The following is a 17,571-nucleotide window of genomic DNA, read 5'->3' on the forward strand; positions in this document are numbered from 1 at the left end:
CGAGCAGAACCACCGTAGGTTTTAGCCAGAACGGTAGTGATTGCAGCAGTCAGGGTAGTTTTACCATGGTCAACGTGGCCGATAGTACCAACGTTGACGTGCGGTTTTGTACGTTCAAATTTTTCTTTAGACACGGCTATATTCCTTACTATAGTGCTCTCCCCTCAGGAGAGAGCACGGGACTTAGGTTTTAATCCTGTGGATTACTTACCACGGGCTTCAATAACGGCCTGAGCAACGTTGTTAGGCGCATCATCATACTTCAGGAATTCCATGGTGTATGATGCACGACCTTTGGTCAGAGAACGCAGCTGAGTTGCATATCCGAACATTTCAGACAGCGGAACTTCAGCGTGGATCTTAACGCCAGTTACTTCGGATTCCTGACCGCGCAGCATACCGCGACGACGGCTCAAGTCACCGATAACGTCACCGGTGTTCTCTTCAGGAGTTTCTACTTCAACCTTCATGATTGGCTCAAGCAGAACTGGTTTTGCTTTCTTAAAGCCTTCTTTAAAGGCAATAGACGCAGCCAGTTTAAACGCCAGTTCAGAGGAGTCAACGTCGTGGTAAGAACCGAAGTGCAGACGGATACCCATGTCAACAACCGGATAGCCAGCCAGAGGGCCCGCTTTCAGCTGTTCCTGGATGCCTTTATCAACGGCAGGGATGTATTCGCCAGGAATTACACCACCTTTGATGTCGTTGATGAACTCGTAACCTTTCGGGTTAGAGCCCGGCTCCAGTGGGTACATGTCGATCACAACGTGACCGTACTGACCGCGACCACCAGACTGCTTAGCGTGTTTACCTTCGATATCGGTAACTTTCGCGCGAATCGCTTCGCGGTAAGCAACCTGAGGTTTACCCACGTTCGCTTCAACGTTGAACTCGCGCTTCATACGGTCAACGATGATGTCCAGGTGCAGTTCACCCATACCTGCGATGATGGTCTGGTTAGATTCTTCATCAGTCCATACGCGGAATGATGGGTCTTCTTTCGCCAGACGGCCCAGAGCCAGACCCATTTTTTCCTGGTCAGCTTTGGTTTTTGGTTCAACCGCGATGGAGATTACCGGCTCAGGGAATTCCATACGCTCCAGAATGATCGGGTGATCCGGGTCACACAGGGTGTCACCGGTGGTCACGTCTTTCAGACCGATAGCTGCAGCGATGTCGCCCGCACGAACTTCTTTGATCTCTTCACGTTTGTTAGCGTGCATCTGTACGATACGGCCAAAACGTTCACGCGCCGCTTTCACGGAGTTCAGGATGGTGTCACCGGAGTTAACCACACCAGAGTAAACGCGGAAGAAGGTCAGGTTACCCACGAATGGGTCGGTAGCAATTTTGAACGCCAGTGCAGAGAACGGCTCGTCGTCGCTTGCGTGACGCTCAGCCGGAGTATCTTTACCGTCGTCCAGGATGCCGTTGATCGCAGGAACGTCAACCGGGGATGGCAGGTAGTCAACTACCGCATCCAGCATCGCCTGAACACCTTTGTTCTTGAACGCAGAACCACAGGTTACCAGGATGATTTCGTTGTTCAGAACACGCTGACGCAGAGCTTTTTTGATCTCTTCTTCAGACAGTTCTTCACCACCCAGGTATTTCTCCATCAGCTCTTCAGAAGCTTCAGCAGCGGATTCGATCAGGTTCTGGTGCCATTCGTCAGCCAGGTCCTGCATCTCAGCCGGGATATCTTCGTATTCGAAGGTAACGCCCTGGTCTGCATCGTTCCAGTTGATGGCTTTCATTTTCACCAGATCGATAACGCCGGTGAAGCCTTCTTCAGCACCAATTGCCAGCTGCAGCGGAACAGGGTTCGCGCCCAGACGGGTTTTGATCTGGCCAACAACTTTCAGGAAGTTAGCACCCATACGGTCCATTTTGTTAACGAACGCGATGCGTGGAACTTTATATTTGTTCGCCTGACGCCATACGGTTTCAGACTGTGGCTGAACACCACCAACTGCGCAATAAACCATTACCGCGCCGTCAAGAACACGCATGGAACGTTCTACTTCGATGGTGAAGTCAACGTGCCCTGGGGTGTCGATGATGTTTACGCGATGCGGTTCGTACTGCTTAGCCATACCTGACCAGAATGCAGTAGTCGCTGCGGAGGTGATAGTAATACCACGCTCCTGCTCCTGTTCCATCCAGTCCATGGTGGCTGCGCCGTCATGAACTTCACCGATTTTATGGTTTACACCGGTGTAGAACAGAATACGTTCGGTAGTAGTGGTCTTACCGGCGTCGATGTGCGCACTGATACCGATGTTACGGTAGCGTGCGATGGGTGTTGTACGAGCCATTTGATTCCTCGTTTGTTTCTTTAGGCGTTCAGTTAAGTAACCCAGAGCGGGCAGCTTCTCTGAAGCGCCCGCCTGGTGACTAATACTCCGAAGGGATTACCAACGGTAGTGTGCGAACGCCTTGTTGGCTTCTGCCATACGGTGAACGTCTTCACGTTTCTTAACTGCAGTACCTTTGTTTTCTGCAGCATCAGAAAGTTCGTTCGCCAGACGCAGAGCCATGGATTTATCACCGCGTTTACGAGCAGCTTCAACGATCCAACGCATTGCCAGGGCATTACGACGAACCGGACGAACTTCAACTGGAACCTGATAAGTAGAACCACCAACGCGGCGGGACTTAACTTCTACAGTTGGGCGAACGTTGTCGAGAGCGACTTCGAAAGCTTCCAGTTCATTTTTACCAGAACGCTGAGCCAGGGTCTCCAGCGCGCTGTATACGATTGCTTCTGCAGTAGATTTTTTACCATCTACCATCAGGATATTTACAAATTTTGCCAGCAGTTCTGATCCGAATTTCGGATCTGGAAGAATTTTACGCTGACCAATGACGCGACGACGTGGCATGGGAATACTCCGTTGTTAATTCAGGATTGTCCAAAACTCTACGAGTTTAGTTTGACATTAAGATAAATCAGTTTGGCCTTACTTAACGGAGAACCATTAAGCCTTAGGACGCTTCACGCCGTACTTGGAGCGAGCCTGCTTACGGTCTTTAACACCTGAGCAGTCCAGCGCACCACGAACGGTGTGGTAACGAACACCCGGAAGGTCTTTAACACGACCGCCACGGATCAGGATCACGGAGTGCTCCTGCAGGTTGTGACCTTCACCACCGATGTAGGAAGTCACTTCGAAACCGTTAGTCAAACGCACACGGCATACTTTACGCAGTGCGGAGTTTGGTTTTTTAGGAGTGGTGGTATACACACGAGTACATACACCACGTTTCTGCGGGCATGCTTCCAGCGCAGGCACGTTGCTCTTTGCAACTTTGCGTGCACGTGGTTTGCGTACCAGCTGGTTAACTGTTGCCATTAAATAGCTCCTGGTTTTAGCTTTTGCTTCGTAAACACGTAATAAAACGACCTCATACAATATGAGGACGCGAAATTTTAGGGCTACGTCGAAAAGGTGTCAAGAAATATACAGCGATCTCAAATCACCAGTTCATTTGACTGGCGTGCGTCACAGTAAGATTGACGAAATCAGTATAGCCAACCACGTCAATTTTGGCTGAAATTTGACCAGAAAGACCCCGCGCATCCAGATCGTCCTTTAGCGCAGAGACAGTTATGGGGGCATTCGTGAGGATTTCAACGAAACGGCTGCCTTCCAGCGCAGCAAGTACGCCATCCTGAATCAGCAGCAGGTCATCACCTTCGCGCAGCATGCTCAGTAGCGTGTCGATATCACATTGCCACGGTGAGCGGCTCAGGGTATGGAGCATGGCAGCCTCAGAAAGTCAGAACAGTGTCGTAGTGAGAGAGTTGTTCGCGCAGCGCAGCAGAAGACAGGCACGAGACATCCAGAACAAAAGGCGTCTTCTCATCTAATCCGCGAGCGGCCAGCGAGTCGGCACACACATAGAAGGTTTCAATGTCGTACAGCGGCAACACTTTAAAGGTGGCGATGTAATCCCGCATCAAAATCGCCTGCGGTTGCTGGCCCGCCAGAAGCTGAAACACCCCGTCCCCTAAAAAGAAGACGCCGATCTCCTCGGTCAATGCAGATGTCGCGAGCAGCGCATCCAGCCCTTCTCGGCCCGATGCGCTACCGTGCGGGGCAGTGGTAAAAACAAACGCGATGCGTTTCATCAGAATTGCACCACTCGGTCACAGGTGAGCGCAGCCTGCGCCAGCGCGCCCAGACCACTTAGTGAAAATCCGGGCTGCAGGTTGGAACCGGCTAAACCAAGACGCGCGGCTTCGGTTGTATCAGCGACACCGCGACGCAGGGCCGCTGCCACGCAGATATGCAATTCAACACCCTGCGTCTTATTTAACGCCTGCCAGGCGCGCACCAGATCAAACTCATCGCTGGCCGGCGACGTAAACTGGTTCGCGTTATAGACCCCTTCCCGATAAAAGAAGACGCTCACCAGTTCATGTCCGGCTTTTAGCAGCGCCTGGGCAAATTGCAGTGCGCTGCTGGCCTGCTGAGTGCCATACGCCGGGCCTGTCACCATTAACGCAAAACGCATTACTTATCCTGCCCCAGGAAATCACCGCTTTTGAACTGGCGAATATAGAGGTAGACCGTATGTTTGGAAATGTTCAGGCGGTCAGCCACCTGATTGATGGCGTCTTTGATATCAAAAATGCCTTTTTCATAGAGATTCAGCACGATCTGACGGTTCTTGGCGTTGTTCGATACGTTGCGATCGGCATTCACCTCTTCAATCGTGAACTCCAGCGTCTGCGTGACGAGATCCTCAACTGAAGAGGCAAAGTTAACAGAAGAGCCCACGTCTGGCGTTTCAGGCGGAATAAAGGTGCTCATGATTTGCGAGAATGGCACATCAAGGTTCATGTTGATGCACAGCAGTCCGATCACACGATGCTCGCGATTTCGAATAGCAATGGTTTCTGATTTCATCAGCACGCCGCTTTTGGCGCGAGTGAAATAGCATTTGGAGACGCTGCTGTCCGCGCCGGTCATGTCATGCAGCATACGCAATGCAAGGTCGGTAATTGGCGAACCAATTTTACGGCCAGTATGCTCACCATTAGCAATGCGGATGGCGGAACACTTCAGATCTTGCAGGGAGTGCAATACGATTTCGCAGTGGGACCCAATGAGCATCGCTAACCCGTCCACCACCGCTTCGTAGGATTTCAGAATATCGAAGTCGGTCTGGTCGAAAGGACGTTGATCCAGCAAATCAAGTTCACTGGTTTCGTTGGTTAAAAGCGACCTGGACATGAAAAAAACACTCCTTTTCAGGAGCCTGTCGTTAGGTTTTCAGGGCAGGCTCATTATCTACACGGACAACTAAATTAATACAGCGTACCTGGCACTTTCCAGTGTTAATTATATCTGCCCCACAATAAAAAAAACCGCCGCCTTAAAGGCGGCGGTTTTCATTACATTACTTCTTCGCGTCTGCGGCAGCTTTTTGATCTGCCTGCGCTTCTGGTTTCGCATCGGCTTTCGGTGCCGGTTTGATATCCAGCAGCTCTACGTCAAACACCAGCGTAGAGTTGGCAGGGATACCCGGAACGCCGGTTTTGCCATAGGCCAGATCCGGTGGGATAACCAGCTTGATCTTACCGCCTTTCTTGATGTTTTTCAGACCTTCAGTCCAGCCTGGGATCACACCATCCAGACGGAAGGAGAGCGGCTCACCGCGGGTGTAGGAGTTATCGAACTCTTTACCGTCGATCAGCGTACCTTTGTAGTTCACCACGACAGTATCGCTGTCTTTCGGTGCATCACCGGTACCTTCTTTCTCAACTTTGTATACCAGACCGGTAGAAGAGGTTTTTACGCCCTTCTCTTTAGCAAAGGTATCGCGGTAGGCTTTGCCTTTCGCTTCGTTGTCTTTCGCGTCCGCTTCCATCTTCGTCTGAGCGGCACCTTTCACACGCGCTTCGAACGCCTGCAGAGTCTGTTCAATTTCCTGGTCAGACAGTTTGCTCTTATCAGCAAACGCATCCTGAACACCCGCGATCAGCTGAGCTTTGTCCAGTTTGATGCCCAGTTTCTCTTGTTCTTTCAGAGAATTTTCCATGTAACGACCCAGAGATGCGCCCAGTGCGTAGGCAGATTTCTGGTCGTCATTTTTGAACGCCGCTTTGCTGTCTGCAGTTGCAGCAGGCTTCGCAGCAGTATCAGCAGCGAAGGACAGCGGCGCGTTCAGCGCAACAGCCATCGTCGTCGCCAGCAGCGTTACTTTAAACAGTGATTTCATCCATATCTCCAGGGCCTGGGGACTCTCACCCCAGCATTAAACGTAAATGAGCTACGTACTATAAAACGTTGTGGAAGAAATCTACAGACAGACTCTCCCGATTCTCGCCACTTTTAAGACTATTTTTGTTTAAATAAGTTTCTTGCCAAAGGGATGGATACTGCACTAAGGAACAAACTCAGTTAAACTTCGCCGCCGCTGGCCCATTATGGCGAATCAGAAACAGACGAGGTGAATGATGAAGGACACAACGATTGAAGCGAGACTGGCTGAACTGGAAAGCCGCCTGGCTTTTCAGGACATCACCATCGAAGAGCTTAACCAGACCGTGACCGCGCATGAACTCGAAATGGCGAAACTGCGGGATCATATGCGCCTGCTGACGGAAAAGCTGAAGGCTACGCAGCCGTCAAACATCGCCTCACAGTCTGAAGAGACGCCACCACCTCACTATTGAGGCGAAAAAAAAGCGGGATAATCCCGCTTTTTTATTTTCCGTTATACGGAATTAGTGGCAGCCACAGCCGCCGTTACCGCAACCACCTTTACCGTGGTCGTGACCATGGTCGTGGCCATGGCCACCGCAGCAGCCGTCATGGCCGTGATCGTGGTCATGGTCGTGACCGTGCGCACCGTGAACGTGACCATGAGCCAGCTCTTCTTCGGTTGCTTCACGGATAGCGACAACTTCTACGTTGAACTTCAGGTTCTGGCCAGCCAGCATGTGGTTGCCATCAACCACAACGTGGTCGTCTTCAACTTCAGTAATTTCAACCGGAACCGGGCCCTGGTCAGTTTCCGCCAGGAAGCGCATGCCAACCTGCAGTTCGTCAACGCCCATGAACACGTCTTTAGGAACGCGCTGAACCAGGTTGTCGTCATACTGGCCGTATGCGTCGTTCGCGCCTACAGCAACGTCAAATTTATCGCCAACTTCATGACCTTCCAGCGCGTTTTCCAGGCCGGAAATCAGAGAACCGTGACCATGCAGGTAGTCCAGCGGCGCACTCACCGGAGACTCATCAACCAACACACCGTCTTCTGTACGTACCTGATAGGCCAGGCTGACCACCAGGTCTTTTGCTACTTTCATGATATCTCCTGAGCGTGGGAAAATTGCTGGCGCAGATTGTAGCGGAAATCTGCACCCGTGTACCCTTTAGCTTAAAAAAACTCAGGGCATATCGCTAGTCCGGATGAAAAATGCCGATCACTTGCTCTTCTTTGCGTACATGATCGCGCGCTTCTTTGTCGGCCTCACGCATCTGGTGGCCGCACTTAACACACTCAACAACATCAATATTATTTTCACGCCACATTGCCAGAGTATCTTGCGCCTGGCAGGAAGGGCACTTTGCGCCCGCAATAAAGCGTTTACGTACAGCCATATTTGGTTACCCTTTATTCAAATTCGTCCCAGCCGTCCAACTGGCGTCGTTCCTGCTGCATCTCACGCTGGAAAATCTCCTCCAGCTCGCGACGCGCTTCCCGCACGCGGGAAATCTGCGCCGTATCCGTGTGTACGGGCATCAGCTCGCGCAGCATTCGCATATCCAGCCGTCGGAAGTGCATCTGGGCCCGCTGCGCCTGATGCGGGTGCATACCCAGCGAAATCAACGCTTTGCGCCCCAGCTCCAGCGCACTGGAAAACGTCTCACGCGAGAAGTGTTTCACACCCGCCTGCAACAGTTCGTGCGCTTCAACACGTCCCCGCGCACGCGCCAGAATATGCAGATGCGGGAAATGCTGCTGGCAGAGTTCGACCAGCTTCATCGTATCTTCCGGATCGTTACAGGTTATGACGATCGACTCCGCCGCCTCCGCACCTGCGGATCGCAGCAGTTCGAGCTGCGTCGCATCGCCGTAGTAAACCTTATAACCATATTTGCGCATCAGGTTGACCGCGCTGATATCCCGCTCGAGCACCGTGATGCGCATTTTGTTCGCCATCAGCAGACGACCAATCACCTGCCCGAAGCGGCCAAACCCCACCACAATCACTTGCGGCTTATCGTCTTCCACCCACGGGGCTTCATCTTCATCGTCAGCCGGGTTTAAGCGGCGCGACAGCAGTTTATCCACCAGCTTCATCAGCAGCGGCGTGGTCATCATCGACAGCGTGACCGTCACCAGCAGAAGCGCCATCTGATCGTCTTTGAACAGTTTCTGGGACGATGCCGTAGAGAACAGCACAAACGCGAACTCTCCCCCCTGGCTTAGCACGCTGGCAAACTGCATACGTTCCGAACTGCGCAGCCCGGATATACGCGCCAGGACATACAGCACCAGCGTTTTCACCGCCACCAGCACAGCCACGCTCACAATAACCCACAGCAGATGGGTATAGAGCACACCGAGATTGAGCGCCATGCCCACCGAAATAAAGAACAGCCCTAACAGCAGCCCTTTAAAGGGTTCGATCGCAATTTCCAGTTCGTGGCGGTATTCGCTCTCGGCGAGCAGCACCCCGGCGATAAACGTACCCAGCGCCATCGACAGCCCCAGCGCGTCCATAAACAGCGCAGAGCCTAATACCAGCAGCAGCGTTGCGGCGGTAAACACCTCGCGCACGCCTGACGCGGCGATGAAGCGGAACACCGGCCGCAGCAGAAAACGTCCCCCAATTAGCATGCCCGCAAAAGCCAGCACCTTCATGGAGACTTTTGCCCAGTCAAAGTGATCGTCACTCGGCCCGGCCAACAGCGGCACCAGCGCTAACGCCGGGATCACCGCTAAATCCTGAAACAGCAGCACCGAAAAGCCCAGTTGCCCCGACTCACTGCGGTTCATGCCCTTATCCCGCATCAGCTGCAATGCCATCGCCGTTGAGGACATGGCAAGGCCAATACCGCCGATGGTCGCCGCCTGCCACGAAAAGTCAGTGAGCATCAGCAACCCGGCCAGAATGGCCGCGCTGAACAGCACCTGCGCCGCACCAACGCCAAAGATAGAGCGCCGGAGCTGCCACAGCTTTGACGGATTAAGCTCCAGGCCAATGATGAACATCAGGAAGACCACACCCAGCTCGGAGAAATGGAGAATTTCATCGACATCGCTGATGAATCCCAGCCCCCAGGGGCCAATCGCGATCCCCGCCAGCAGATACCCGAGTACCGCGCCAATACCGAGCCGTGCGGCCAACGGTACAGCCACCACCGCGGCAAACAAAAACAGCACCCCGGCGAGGAGTAAATTCGATCCTTCCATTAACGCCCTCCTGCCGGAATCGGTGATGCCAGCCATTCTCCGTACGCTCTGGCGTGGCTCGCCAGCGCCTTCGGATCCTGACGCCGTGCCCAGTAGACAATAATCGGGCTCATCCAGTGCATACGGCACATCGCCGCCGTCAGTTCAAACGGTCGCAGGATATCGCTCATCGGATAACGGTTAAGGCCATCGTAGCGGTAGGCGCTCTCCGGCTCACCGGTGGTAATCACACTACGCCAGTACTTTCCCGCCAGTTGGTTGCCCCCCACCCCGCTGGAAAACCCCCGGCTCAGCACCCGATCCAGCCACTCTTTCAGCAGGGCCGGACAGCTATAGGTATAGAGCGGATGCTGGAACACAATCACATCATGCTGACGCAGCAATTCCTGCTCGTACGGAATATCGATAAAGAAATCAGGGTAGTGCGCGTAGAGGTCGTGCACCGTCACGTTACTGAGCTGAGTAGCCGGCTTAAGCAGGACGCGGTTTGCCACCGAGTCCTGAGATTCCGGATGGGCATACAGCAGCAGCACTTTTGCTGTCTGAGACATCACTCCCCTCCCGGTTCTGTTTCTGTTTTTGTGTATCGTCGTTGTTTTGGGCTACCATGGCGGCCCGGTGCGGAAAATGGCCCACACCTTACATTATCATAATGACAAATTAACATAGTCGGAACATACGGCGCTTCTATGATTGTTTTCTCCTCGTTACAAATTCGCCGCGGCGTGCGCGTCCTGCTGGATAACGCCACCGCCACCATTAATCCAGGTCAAAAAGTGGGTCTGGTCGGCAAAAATGGCTGCGGTAAATCCACCCTGCTGGCGCTGCTGAAAAACGAGATTAGCGCGGATGGCGGTAACTTTACTTATCCGGGAAACTGGCAGCTCGCCTGGGTAAACCAGGAGACGCCCGCCCTGAGTGAGCCGGCGCTCGACTATGTTATTGATGGCGATCGTGAATACCGTAAGCTGGAAGCGGAACTGAACGCCGCCAACGAGCGCAACGATGGCCACGCCATCGCCACTGTCCACGGCAAGCTGGACGCCATCGACGCGTGGACCATTCGCTCCCGCGCTTCCAGCCTGCTCCACGGCCTGGGGTTCAGCAACGAACAGCTTGAACGTCCCGTCAGCGACTTCTCCGGTGGCTGGCGTATGCGTCTTAACCTGGCGCAGGCGCTGATCTGCCGCTCCGATTTGCTGTTGCTCGATGAACCGACCAACCACCTCGATCTCGATGCGGTCATTTGGCTGGAGAAGTGGCTCAAGAGCTATCAGGGCACTCTGATTCTGATCTCCCACGACCGCGACTTCCTCGATCCGGTTGTGGATAAAATCATTCATATCGAACAGCAAAATATGTTCGAATACACCGGAAACTACAGCTCTTTCGAACGCCAGCGGGCGACTCGCCTCGCCCAGCAGCAGGCGATGTACGAAAGCCAGCAGCAGCGCGTGGCGCATCTGCAGAGTTTTGTTGACCGCTTCAAGGCCAAAGCCTCAAAGGCCAAGCAGGCCCAGAGCCGCATCAAGATGCTGGAACGCATGGAGATGATTGCCCCGGCGCATGTGGATAACCCGTTCCACTTTAGCTTCCGCGAGCCGGAGAGCCTGCCAAACCCGCTGCTGAAGATGGAAAAAGTGAGCGCCGGATACGGCGATCGCATCATCCTCGACTCCATCAAACTCAACCTGGTGCCAGGTTCGCGCATTGGTCTTCTGGGGCGTAACGGTGCCGGTAAGTCAACGCTCATCAAACTGCTGGCGGGCGAGCTTAACCCGGTAAGCGGCGAAATCGGTCTGGCGAAAGGCATCAAGCTTGGCTACTTCGCCCAGCATCAGCTGGAATTTTTACGCGCGGATGAATCCCCTATCCAGCATCTGGCACGTCTGGCGCCGCAGGAGATGGAGCAGAAGCTGCGCGACTACCTCGGCGGCTTTGGCTTCCAGGGTGATAAGGTCACTGAAAACACAGAGCGTTTCTCCGGCGGCGAAAAAGCGCGTCTGGTGCTGGCGCTGATCGTCTGGCAGCGCCCGAACCTGCTGCTGCTCGATGAACCGACCAACCACCTCGACCTCGACATGCGTCAGGCGTTGACCGAAGCGCTGATTGAGTTTGAGGGCGCGCTGGTTGTGGTCTCGCACGATCGGCACCTGATCCGCTCCACCACGGACGATCTCTATCTGGTGCACGACGGTAAAGTCGAGCCGTTTGACGGCGACCTGGAAGACTATCAGCAGTGGCTGACGGACGTGCAGAAGCAAGAGAACCAGCCGGAAGAGTCGGCGAAAGAGAACGCCAACAGCGCGCAGGCGCGTAAAGATCAGAAGCGTCGTGAAGCTGAACTGCGTACTCAGACTCAACCACTGCGTAAAGAAATTGCCCGTCTCGAAAAAGAGATGGAAAAGCTCAACGCCACGCTTGCCGCCGTTGAAGAGAAGCTGGGCGACAGCGAACTGTATGACCAGAGCCGTAAAGCGGAGCTGACCGACTGTCTGCAAACCCAGGCGAAGACCAAATCCAGCCTCGAAGAGTGCGAAATGGCATGGCTGGATGCCCAGGAACAGCTGGAAGCGATGCTGCAGGCTGACTGACACGCCGGGAGGGTTATGGGTTTCGATATCACGAGCGACATTACATTCCGTAAGCTCAGCATCTTCATGACGTTTATGGAGAAGGGCAATATCGCGCGTACTGCCGAAACGCTGGGTCTGAGCGGCGTCAGCGTGCATCGTGCACTGCATACTCTGGAAGAGAACGTCCGCTGTCCGCTCTTTACCCATAAGGGACGTAACCTGATTGCCCTTCCGTCCGCCTGGACGCTGCTGGAGTATTGTCAGGAAGTTATGCAGGTGATGGAGCGCGGGCTGGAAGAGTCCCGTAAAGTCGCCGGTATTGGTCAGGGACGGTTGCGCGTCGGCACGCTCTACTCGCTGACGCTGGAAACCGTGCCGCGCCTGATCATGGGCATGAAGTTGCGTCGCCCGGATCTGGAGATGGATCTGACCATGGGCTCCAACGATACGTTGCTGCATATGCTTGACGACGGTACGCTGGACGCGATCCTCATCTCGATTTCCGAAAGCAATATCGACCGCAACAGCCTTGAAGTCCTCCCCCTGTTTCATGATGACATTTTCCTGGCCGCGCCTGCCTCTGCCACGCTGAATACCAGCGGGCTGGCGGATTTACGCGATTACAAAGATCAGAAATTTGTCTCGCTGGCAGAAGGGTTTGCCACCTATGCGGGGTTCCAGGAGGCATTTCATATCGCTGGATTTGAACCGGAAATCGTCACCCGCGTGAATGACATTTTCTCAATGCTCAGCCTGGTTCAGGCGGGCGTCGGCTTTACGCTGATGCCGGGCAGGATGAAGAAGGTCTACGAAAATTCAGTGCAGCTACTGAAGCTGGCAGAACCGTACCAGATGCAGCAGCTTATCGCGATTGTGTTCGCCCGCAACCGCGAGCAGGACCCGAGCCTGCGGGCATTAGCCGCCGAAGGGCGGATGTATGCGCGCAGCCTGCAGGAAAGTGTGTGATACAAAACAAGGCAACCGAACCCGTAGGCCCGGTAAGGCGTAGCCGCCACCGGGCTAAAAATTCACGCACGAAGCCTTCCTGCCAGATGCACCGCCACATCCACACCGCTGCGCTCGAGTGATATGGTCTCCCCTTCCCACGCCGCCTGACGTGTCAGGCAGGTCAGGACGCCACCGGGCGGCATCTCGATCGCCAGCCGGGCTTCGCGTTCGTTCGCGGAAATCATCGCCTCCTGCCAGCGCACCGTACGCGCCATGTTCATCGCCAGATCGTCCGCGATCTTTTCCGGCTGCCAGAGCACGCGCCCGGTGCTGCCGCTCAGGTACGCACAGCGTGGACGAGCCAGCGTGACGGACTCAAACGCCGCCGCCAGCTTTTGTGCCGGCTCCGCCAGCAGTTCACAATGGGATGGCACGCTGACTGCCAGCCTTTGCACTTTGCTCGCCCCCTTTTCCAGAGCGCATTTTGCCACCTGCGCCATCCCTTCATCGGATCCGGCAATGACGATCTGCGTTTCGGCATTCAGGTTAGCAATATACGTTCCGCTACCCTCGATAAGCTGTTCCACCTGCGGCAGGGTTAAGCCCATGATGGCCGTCAGGCCGTAGCCGTGGGGCCAGGCCTGCTCCATCAGGTCGCCACGCAGCGCCACCAGCTTAAGCGCGTCCGTAAATTCCAGCGCCCCTGCCACTACCGCCGCGGGATAAGCGCCAATCGATAAACCGCTGACGATGTCAGGCGACACGTCACGTCGCTCCAGCTCGCGCGCCCAGGACACGCCAGCAATCAGCAGAGAAAGCTGAACCGCACGGGTATGGGTTAACGAGGCGGCACTGTCCAGCGTATCAACTTCGGCACCCAGCACCTCACGCGCCTGAGCCAGTTCCGTTCCCGGCAGGTTTTGCAGCATACCTTCATGCTGCGTACCCTGCCCCGGAAAGGTAAACAGTATTTTCATCACTCCTCCCTGCGCCATGGGTCAACCACCAGGCGTGGCCCACGGCGGGTTTTCAGCAGCGTTTTGCCATCGCGCAGCCACTCCGCCAGCGCGAATCCGCCCTCTGGCGTATCCACCTGGGTATCAGCCCGGCACAGCGCACCACTCAACTGCGACTGCCAGGCGGTAAACGCGTCGGGTGATATCGGCTGCGGGGCGCGGATCAGCAGATCAAGATCGCTGTCGGCATGGATCACCGGAATGCCGGTCGCCAGCGCATAGCCGGTGCTGCCGGTTATGCCCCACGTCCACGGCCACGACTGCTGCGCAAGCTGTAACGCCACCTGAACCGGTGGCTGGGTGACAAACGGCGAACGCAGCAGATCGGCGGTGACGCACAGCTCTTCAGGTGACACCACGCGTAACACATTCCCGGGCTTCACCCATCCGGCCGCCCGCTGGTCGCGGCGCAGTCCGCGCACGCCAACGGGGATTCGGCCATCGTTATCAACATCACGCCGCACCACCACCGGCAGGCCGGTATGCCAGGCGGCATCCACCCAGGTTTCAGTAATACCTTCCAGCGCGTCGCGCGAGGTAAGCCAGATGAGGTCGTGGGGGCGTAATGTTGTGGTCATGATTACATTCCTGAAGTCAGCGAGATAAACAGCGGCAGCGACAGGATACACAGGACTGAGCTTAACAGCAGTACCGCTTCTGCATCCGGTGACTGCACGCCAAAGCGGTTACCAAACACGACCCCGAAGAAGCCCGCGGACAGCGCAATCATCAGAATAGCGGTGATCGCCACGGAGCCGTGCAGACCGAAGATTAAAACGATGCCCCAGGCAATGGCTGGCTGGATAAGCAGCTTAGCGATGGTGGAAGTGATCACCATGGTGTTGATCTGCAGCTTACGGGCAGAGAGGATCACCCCGGTCAGGAACAGCGCCGCAGCGGTGGCAGACAGCCCCAACGGTTTAATTGCAGAGAGGACCAGTTCCGGCATTTTGATGCCGATGGCGGATAAAATCACACCCAGCAGAGGCCCCATCACGATCGGTTTTTTAATGGATCGCCACATCAGCACCGGCAGCATAGAGAGGGTTGAGCCGGAGGTATTGCCCTCAGCGCGCGCTTTTTCCCGCTCCAGGATCAGCAAACAGAACGGCGTCATCAGCACGGACCCGCAGGCAATAGAGACCGCCACAGACAAAGACGTGGTAGATCCTTCACCCAGCACGCTGCCCAGAATCGGCAGACCAAGCGCCGCATAGTTTGGCAGCGCGACGGTGAGCGTCAGCACGGCCGCATCCTGAGGGGATTTTTTAAAGACCTTCGTGGCAAGGAAATAGATGGCTGCGTAGGTGATCCACATCGCCAGAGTCAGTACCAGGATCAGCGGCGACTGCGCCACGATACCGGTCCACGGGGTTTGCACGGTCGCGCTGAACAGCGCGGCAGGCAGCGCAAAATCCATGACGAAGATATTGAGCAGGGAAACATTTTTGTTATCGACCATCTTTGCCTTACCGGCCCAGAATCCCAGCAGCATGATGACGAAAATCGGTGCGAGAGCATGAACAATTACGTAAGTCATAAATCACCTGTGATTAAAAAGAAGTAGCACTGGCGCGATGATTATTATTTTCAGGATGCAGTTTCCCGCACGGGCGTAACGGATACGCCCGTGAGGTTGTGCATCTGGCAGGTCTCTTTTTACTTACCAGCTGGCGCGCATACGTTCGCGTACGAGCGCCGAGCTGCGGCGATTGTCAGCACCCAGACGGCTTTTCAGCGTCGGATCCTGACGAGCGTCACTGATGGCCTGTTGCAGGGTGGTTTTCACCAGCGTCAGGTCGCTATCGGATGGGGCATCCGGGTTGCTGATATCCAGCAGGCTCGAGAGCAGCCCCAGCGTGGCGTAGTTGCTGATGTCATACGCCATAGGTGGAATAGTGGCGGCCAGTTTTTCCAGCGCCTCCACGCTGCGCAGGGTGATCCGCGCGGCAGACGCTTTCCCCATGGCATGGATGAGCACGCCTTTATCGTTAAAAGCAATCAGTCGGTTGGCCTGGTAACCATGCGCCAGAAACGCGCCGGACATGGCTTTACCCACAATCAGGCCAATCACCGCATGACCCGCCAGGCGCGCGTTGGCGTAGGCGGCCGCAGCGCCTGCCAGCGCCTGGTGGATACCAAACGCCTCTTCGCGACGGCCATAAGCCTGGCTTGGGACGTCGATCACCGCCACAATCGGGCGTTTAACGGCTTTATCAGCATCTGCCGCGACGGTTTCGCTGACCACTTTCGCCAGCGTCCAGCCTTCAAGCAGGCCGACTTCCCCTTTCGCCGCGCGCGGGAAGTGGTTGTTGGCATCCGGCACTACGGCGATAAAACGCACCGTTTCACCGTTCAGCTCGCCGTCTGCCGCCTGCACGGACGGGCACAGCCCCTCAATACGTTTGGCGTTCGGGACGAGGGTTTCCAGCCAGCGTTCGCCACGGCTCATTGCGTTACTCATCATTTCACCTCCCGGGCAAAAAGCGCGTTAATCTGTTCGGCATCGGCCTGCTTGCGGGTGTCGAAATTCATCAGGCGGTTCAGGTAATCGTCGTAGTTATCGGTACGATGTTTTGCCGGTACGCCTTTGACGATGGCCTCGTTCATCGCGGCTTTCACCGCATTCACCCCGTCGCCGACCAGCGCGTCCACCAGCCCGCTCTGATAGCGCACCTCGCCGCCGGTCATGCTCCAGATAAACGGACGGTCGCGGGAGTCGTACTCTTCAATGCCCGCTTCCTGCTCAATAACCTGCGGGCCGTTTAACCCCAGACGCGCTTCGCGGGTCACAATCAGGTAGCTGCAAAGCGCCGCGGCGATGGACATGCCGCCGAAGCAGCCCACGGTCCCGGCCACAATCCCGATAACGGGCGTGTAGCGACGCAGGTCAACAATCGCCGCGTGGATATCGGCAATCGCCGCCAGGCCGAGGTTAGCTTCCTGCAGGCGTACGCCGCCGGTTTCGAGGCACAGCACCGCCTGAGTCGGAATGCCGTTGCGGTTATCTTCCGCCGCCAGCTCCAGCGCTGCTGCCATTTTTGCGCCGGAGACCTCGCCCATGCTGCCGCCCTGGAACGCGCCTTCAATCGCCACGACGACCGCAGGCTGGCCGTTGATAGTCCCTTTCGCGACCACCATGCCGTCATCGGCCTGCGGCACAATGCCCTGTGGCCCCAACCACGGAGAGATAATGCCTGCAAACGGATCCAGCAGCTCGCGGTAGCTGCCCTCGTCGAGCAACGCCTGCGCACGCTGGCGCGCTTTTAATTCGATAAAGCTGCTGTCATCACGCATGGCTCACCCCTTCAAAAACCTGTTCGATACGAATGCGCGCCACGCCCGGCGTCGCGCCAAAGTCGTGGATGGTCAGTTTGCCTGCGGGCAGACTGCTGACGGTCTCCAGGCGGCTGAATAATGCCTCCCAGCGTCCACGGCTGTTGTCGACGGAGGTGGTGATATCAATGGTTAAGGTCTGGCCCGGTTCGGCGGTGAACAGCACCTCCATATCCCCGGATCCAACTACCCCTGCCAGCGCCCGGCCGCTTAACGTGCGGCTGGCTGGCATGGTCAATGTGATTTTTTCCATAACA

The 17,571-nt window shown here is 55.6% G+C and carries 22 protein-coding genes; 3 read left to right on the top strand and 19 right to left on the bottom strand.

Annotated features, from left to right (window positions below):
- The 9 genes from AK59_RS1000000124220 to fkpA form a co-directional block, all read right to left on the bottom strand.
- Positions 1-134, bottom strand: a 134-nt coding sequence (locus AK59_RS1000000124220) for a GTP-binding protein (RefSeq protein ID WP_009484166.1), incomplete at its 3' end; no start/stop codon positions are given.
- A 69-nt stretch (positions 135-203) separates the two neighbouring features.
- Positions 204-2,318, bottom strand: coding sequence for an elongation factor G (gene fusA / locus AK59_RS0104405; protein WP_029882142.1), 2,115 nt, complete (start codon positions 2,316-2,318; stop codon positions 204-206).
- A 96-nt stretch (positions 2,319-2,414) separates the two neighbouring features.
- Positions 2,415-2,885 (bottom strand): 30S ribosomal protein S7, encoded by a 471-nt coding sequence (gene rpsG / locus AK59_RS0104410; protein WP_003861706.1) that lies wholly within the window; start codon positions 2,883-2,885, stop codon positions 2,415-2,417.
- A 96-nt stretch (positions 2,886-2,981) separates the two neighbouring features.
- Positions 2,982-3,356, bottom strand: a complete 375-nt coding sequence (rpsL, locus tag AK59_RS0104415; protein ID WP_000246815.1) for a 30S ribosomal protein S12 — start codon at positions 3,354-3,356, stop codon at positions 2,982-2,984.
- Positions 3,357-3,480: 124 nt separating this feature from the next.
- Complete coding sequence (gene tusB / locus AK59_RS0104420) at positions 3,481-3,768, bottom strand: sulfurtransferase complex subunit TusB (protein ID WP_013099033.1); 288 nt, start codon at positions 3,766-3,768, stop codon at positions 3,481-3,483.
- 7 nt (positions 3,769-3,775) lie between these two features.
- On the bottom strand, positions 3,776-4,135 hold the full coding sequence (gene tusC, locus AK59_RS0104425; protein WP_029882143.1) for a sulfurtransferase complex subunit TusC: 360 nt from the start codon (positions 4,133-4,135) through the stop codon (positions 3,776-3,778).
- Positions 4,135-4,521, bottom strand: a complete 387-nt coding sequence (gene tusD / locus AK59_RS0104430; protein WP_029882144.1) for a sulfurtransferase complex subunit TusD — start codon at positions 4,519-4,521, stop codon at positions 4,135-4,137. Before tusD ends, tusC begins: the two co-directional genes overlap by 1 nt.
- Positions 4,521-5,243: a helix-turn-helix transcriptional regulator gene (locus AK59_RS0104435; RefSeq protein WP_003861697.1), complete on the bottom strand. Its 723-nt coding sequence runs from the start codon at positions 5,241-5,243 to the stop codon at positions 4,521-4,523. Before AK59_RS0104435 ends, tusD begins: the two co-directional genes overlap by 1 nt.
- 166 nt (positions 5,244-5,409) lie before the next feature.
- Positions 5,410-6,231, bottom strand: a complete 822-nt coding sequence (gene fkpA, locus AK59_RS0104440) for an FKBP-type peptidyl-prolyl cis-trans isomerase (RefSeq protein WP_013099036.1) — start codon at positions 6,229-6,231, stop codon at positions 5,410-5,412.
- Positions 6,232-6,469: 238 nt separating this feature from the next.
- On the opposite strand from fkpA, the gene AK59_RS0104445 reads away from it, so the two are divergent.
- Positions 6,470-6,688 carry a protein SlyX gene (locus tag AK59_RS0104445; protein ID WP_003861693.1) on the top strand — a complete coding sequence of 73 codons (219 nt, stop codon included), beginning with the start codon at positions 6,470-6,472 and terminating at the stop codon, positions 6,686-6,688.
- A 51-nt stretch (positions 6,689-6,739) separates the two neighbouring features.
- Here AK59_RS0104445 and slyD read toward each other — a convergent pair whose 3' ends face one another.
- The 4 genes from slyD to kefG form a co-directional block, all read right to left on the bottom strand.
- Positions 6,740-7,324: a peptidylprolyl isomerase gene (gene slyD / locus AK59_RS0104450; protein WP_013099037.1), complete on the bottom strand. Its 585-nt coding sequence runs from the start codon at positions 7,322-7,324 to the stop codon at positions 6,740-6,742.
- Positions 7,325-7,418: 94 nt separating this feature from the next.
- Entirely contained in the window at positions 7,419-7,619 is a 201-nt protein-coding gene (locus AK59_RS0104455) for a YheV family putative zinc ribbon protein (protein WP_013099038.1), read from the bottom strand.
- A gap of 13 nt (positions 7,620-7,632) precedes the next feature.
- Positions 7,633-9,438: a glutathione-regulated potassium-efflux system protein KefB gene (gene kefB / locus AK59_RS0104460; RefSeq protein WP_029882145.1), complete on the bottom strand. Its 1,806-nt coding sequence runs from the start codon at positions 9,436-9,438 to the stop codon at positions 7,633-7,635.
- Positions 9,438-9,989, bottom strand: coding sequence for a glutathione-regulated potassium-efflux system ancillary protein KefG (gene kefG, locus AK59_RS0104465; protein ID WP_029882146.1), 552 nt, complete (start codon positions 9,987-9,989; stop codon positions 9,438-9,440). The genes kefB and kefG overlap by 1 nt, the downstream gene beginning before the upstream one ends.
- 138 nt (positions 9,990-10,127) lie before the next feature.
- On the opposite strand from kefG, the gene AK59_RS0104470 reads away from it, so the two are divergent.
- A complete protein-coding gene (locus tag AK59_RS0104470; RefSeq protein ID WP_013099041.1) occupies positions 10,128-12,032 on the top strand; it encodes an ABC transporter ATP-binding protein in 1,905 nt (634 codons plus the stop codon).
- Positions 12,033-12,047: 15 nt separating this feature from the next.
- Positions 12,048-12,980 carry a LysR family transcriptional regulator gene (locus tag AK59_RS0104475; protein WP_013099042.1) on the top strand — a complete coding sequence of 311 codons (933 nt, stop codon included), beginning with the start codon at positions 12,048-12,050 and terminating at the stop codon, positions 12,978-12,980.
- A gap of 62 nt (positions 12,981-13,042) precedes the next feature.
- On the opposite strand, the gene mdcH is transcribed toward AK59_RS0104475, so the two are convergent.
- The 6 genes from mdcH to mdcC form a co-directional block, all read right to left on the bottom strand.
- The gene (gene mdcH, locus AK59_RS0104480) at positions 13,043-13,939 is read right to left on the bottom strand and encodes a malonate decarboxylase subunit epsilon (protein WP_029882147.1); all 897 of its coding nucleotides are present in this window, start codon (positions 13,937-13,939) and stop codon (positions 13,043-13,045) included.
- Positions 13,939-14,556 (bottom strand): malonate decarboxylase holo-ACP synthase, encoded by a 618-nt coding sequence (locus AK59_RS0104485; protein ID WP_029882148.1) that lies wholly within the window; start codon positions 14,554-14,556, stop codon positions 13,939-13,941. The genes mdcH and AK59_RS0104485 overlap by 1 nt, the downstream gene beginning before the upstream one ends.
- A 2-nt stretch (positions 14,557-14,558) precedes the next feature.
- The gene (locus tag AK59_RS0104490) at positions 14,559-15,518 is read right to left on the bottom strand and encodes an AEC family transporter (RefSeq protein ID WP_029882149.1); all 960 of its coding nucleotides are present in this window, start codon (positions 15,516-15,518) and stop codon (positions 14,559-14,561) included.
- Positions 15,519-15,641: 123 nt separating this feature from the next.
- Positions 15,642-16,442, bottom strand: a complete 801-nt coding sequence (gene mdcE / locus AK59_RS0104495) for a biotin-independent malonate decarboxylase subunit gamma (protein ID WP_029882150.1) — start codon at positions 16,440-16,442, stop codon at positions 15,642-15,644.
- A complete protein-coding gene (locus AK59_RS0104500; protein WP_029882151.1) occupies positions 16,442-17,275 on the bottom strand; it encodes a biotin-independent malonate decarboxylase subunit beta in 834 nt (277 codons plus the stop codon). Before AK59_RS0104500 ends, mdcE begins: the two co-directional genes overlap by 1 nt.
- Positions 17,268-17,567 (bottom strand): malonate decarboxylase acyl carrier protein, encoded by a 300-nt coding sequence (mdcC, locus tag AK59_RS0104505; protein ID WP_029882152.1) that lies wholly within the window; start codon positions 17,565-17,567, stop codon positions 17,268-17,270. The genes AK59_RS0104500 and mdcC overlap by 8 nt, the downstream gene beginning before the upstream one ends.
- Positions 17,568-17,571: the final 4 nt, after the last annotated feature.

It is taken from the genome of Enterobacter sp. T1-1 (assembly GCF_000710795.1).
GTDB lineage: Bacteria > Pseudomonadota > Gammaproteobacteria > Enterobacterales > Enterobacteriaceae > Enterobacter > Enterobacter cloacae.

Bases quoted from the DNA above. Each gene is read 5' to 3' on its own strand.
- AK59_RS0104485 (WP_029882148.1), bottom strand. From the start codon at position 14,556: ATGACCACAACATTACGCCCCCACGACCTCATCTGGCTTACCTCGCGC.
- mdcC (WP_029882152.1), bottom strand. From the start codon at position 17,567: ATGGAAAAAATCACATTGACCATGCCAGCCAGCCGCACGTTAAGCGGC.
- kefB (WP_029882145.1), bottom strand. From the start codon at position 9,438: ATGGAAGGATCGAATTTACTCCTCGCCGGGGTGCTGTTTTTGTTTGCC.
- mdcH (WP_029882147.1), bottom strand. From the start codon at position 13,939: ATGAAAATACTGTTTACCTTTCCGGGGCAGGGTACGCAGCATGAAGGT.
- AK59_RS0104455 (WP_013099038.1), bottom strand. From the start codon at position 7,619: ATGGCTGTACGTAAACGCTTTATTGCGGGCGCAAAGTGCCCTTCCTGC.
- tusB (WP_013099033.1), bottom strand. From the start codon at position 3,768: ATGCTCCATACCCTGAGCCGCTCACCGTGGCAATGTGATATCGACACG.
- slyD (WP_013099037.1), bottom strand. From the start codon at position 7,324: ATGAAAGTAGCAAAAGACCTGGTGGTCAGCCTGGCCTATCAGGTACGT.
- fkpA (WP_013099036.1), bottom strand. From the start codon at position 6,231: ATGAAATCACTGTTTAAAGTAACGCTGCTGGCGACGACGATGGCTGTT.
- fusA (WP_029882142.1), bottom strand. From the start codon at position 2,318: ATGGCTCGTACAACACCCATCGCACGCTACCGTAACATCGGTATCAGT.
- AK59_RS0104500 (WP_029882151.1), bottom strand. From the start codon at position 17,275: ATGCGTGATGACAGCAGCTTTATCGAATTAAAAGCGCGCCAGCGTGCG.
- AK59_RS0104470 (WP_013099041.1), top strand. From the start codon at position 10,128: ATGATTGTTTTCTCCTCGTTACAAATTCGCCGCGGCGTGCGCGTCCTG.
- rpsL (WP_000246815.1), bottom strand. From the start codon at position 3,356: ATGGCAACAGTTAACCAGCTGGTACGCAAACCACGTGCACGCAAAGTT.
- AK59_RS0104475 (WP_013099042.1), top strand. From the start codon at position 12,048: ATGGGTTTCGATATCACGAGCGACATTACATTCCGTAAGCTCAGCATC.
- tusC (WP_029882143.1), bottom strand. From the start codon at position 4,135: ATGAAACGCATCGCGTTTGTTTTTACCACTGCCCCGCACGGTAGCGCA.
- tusD (WP_029882144.1), bottom strand. From the start codon at position 4,521: ATGCGTTTTGCGTTAATGGTGACAGGCCCGGCGTATGGCACTCAGCAG.
- kefG (WP_029882146.1), bottom strand. From the start codon at position 9,989: ATGTCTCAGACAGCAAAAGTGCTGCTGCTGTATGCCCATCCGGAATCT.
- AK59_RS0104490 (WP_029882149.1), bottom strand. From the start codon at position 15,518: ATGACTTACGTAATTGTTCATGCTCTCGCACCGATTTTCGTCATCATG.
- AK59_RS0104435 (WP_003861697.1), bottom strand. From the start codon at position 5,243: ATGTCCAGGTCGCTTTTAACCAACGAAACCAGTGAACTTGATTTGCTG.
- mdcE (WP_029882150.1), bottom strand. From the start codon at position 16,442: ATGAGTAACGCAATGAGCCGTGGCGAACGCTGGCTGGAAACCCTCGTC.
- rpsG (WP_003861706.1), bottom strand. From the start codon at position 2,885: ATGCCACGTCGTCGCGTCATTGGTCAGCGTAAAATTCTTCCAGATCCG.
- AK59_RS0104445 (WP_003861693.1), top strand. From the start codon at position 6,470: ATGAAGGACACAACGATTGAAGCGAGACTGGCTGAACTGGAAAGCCGC.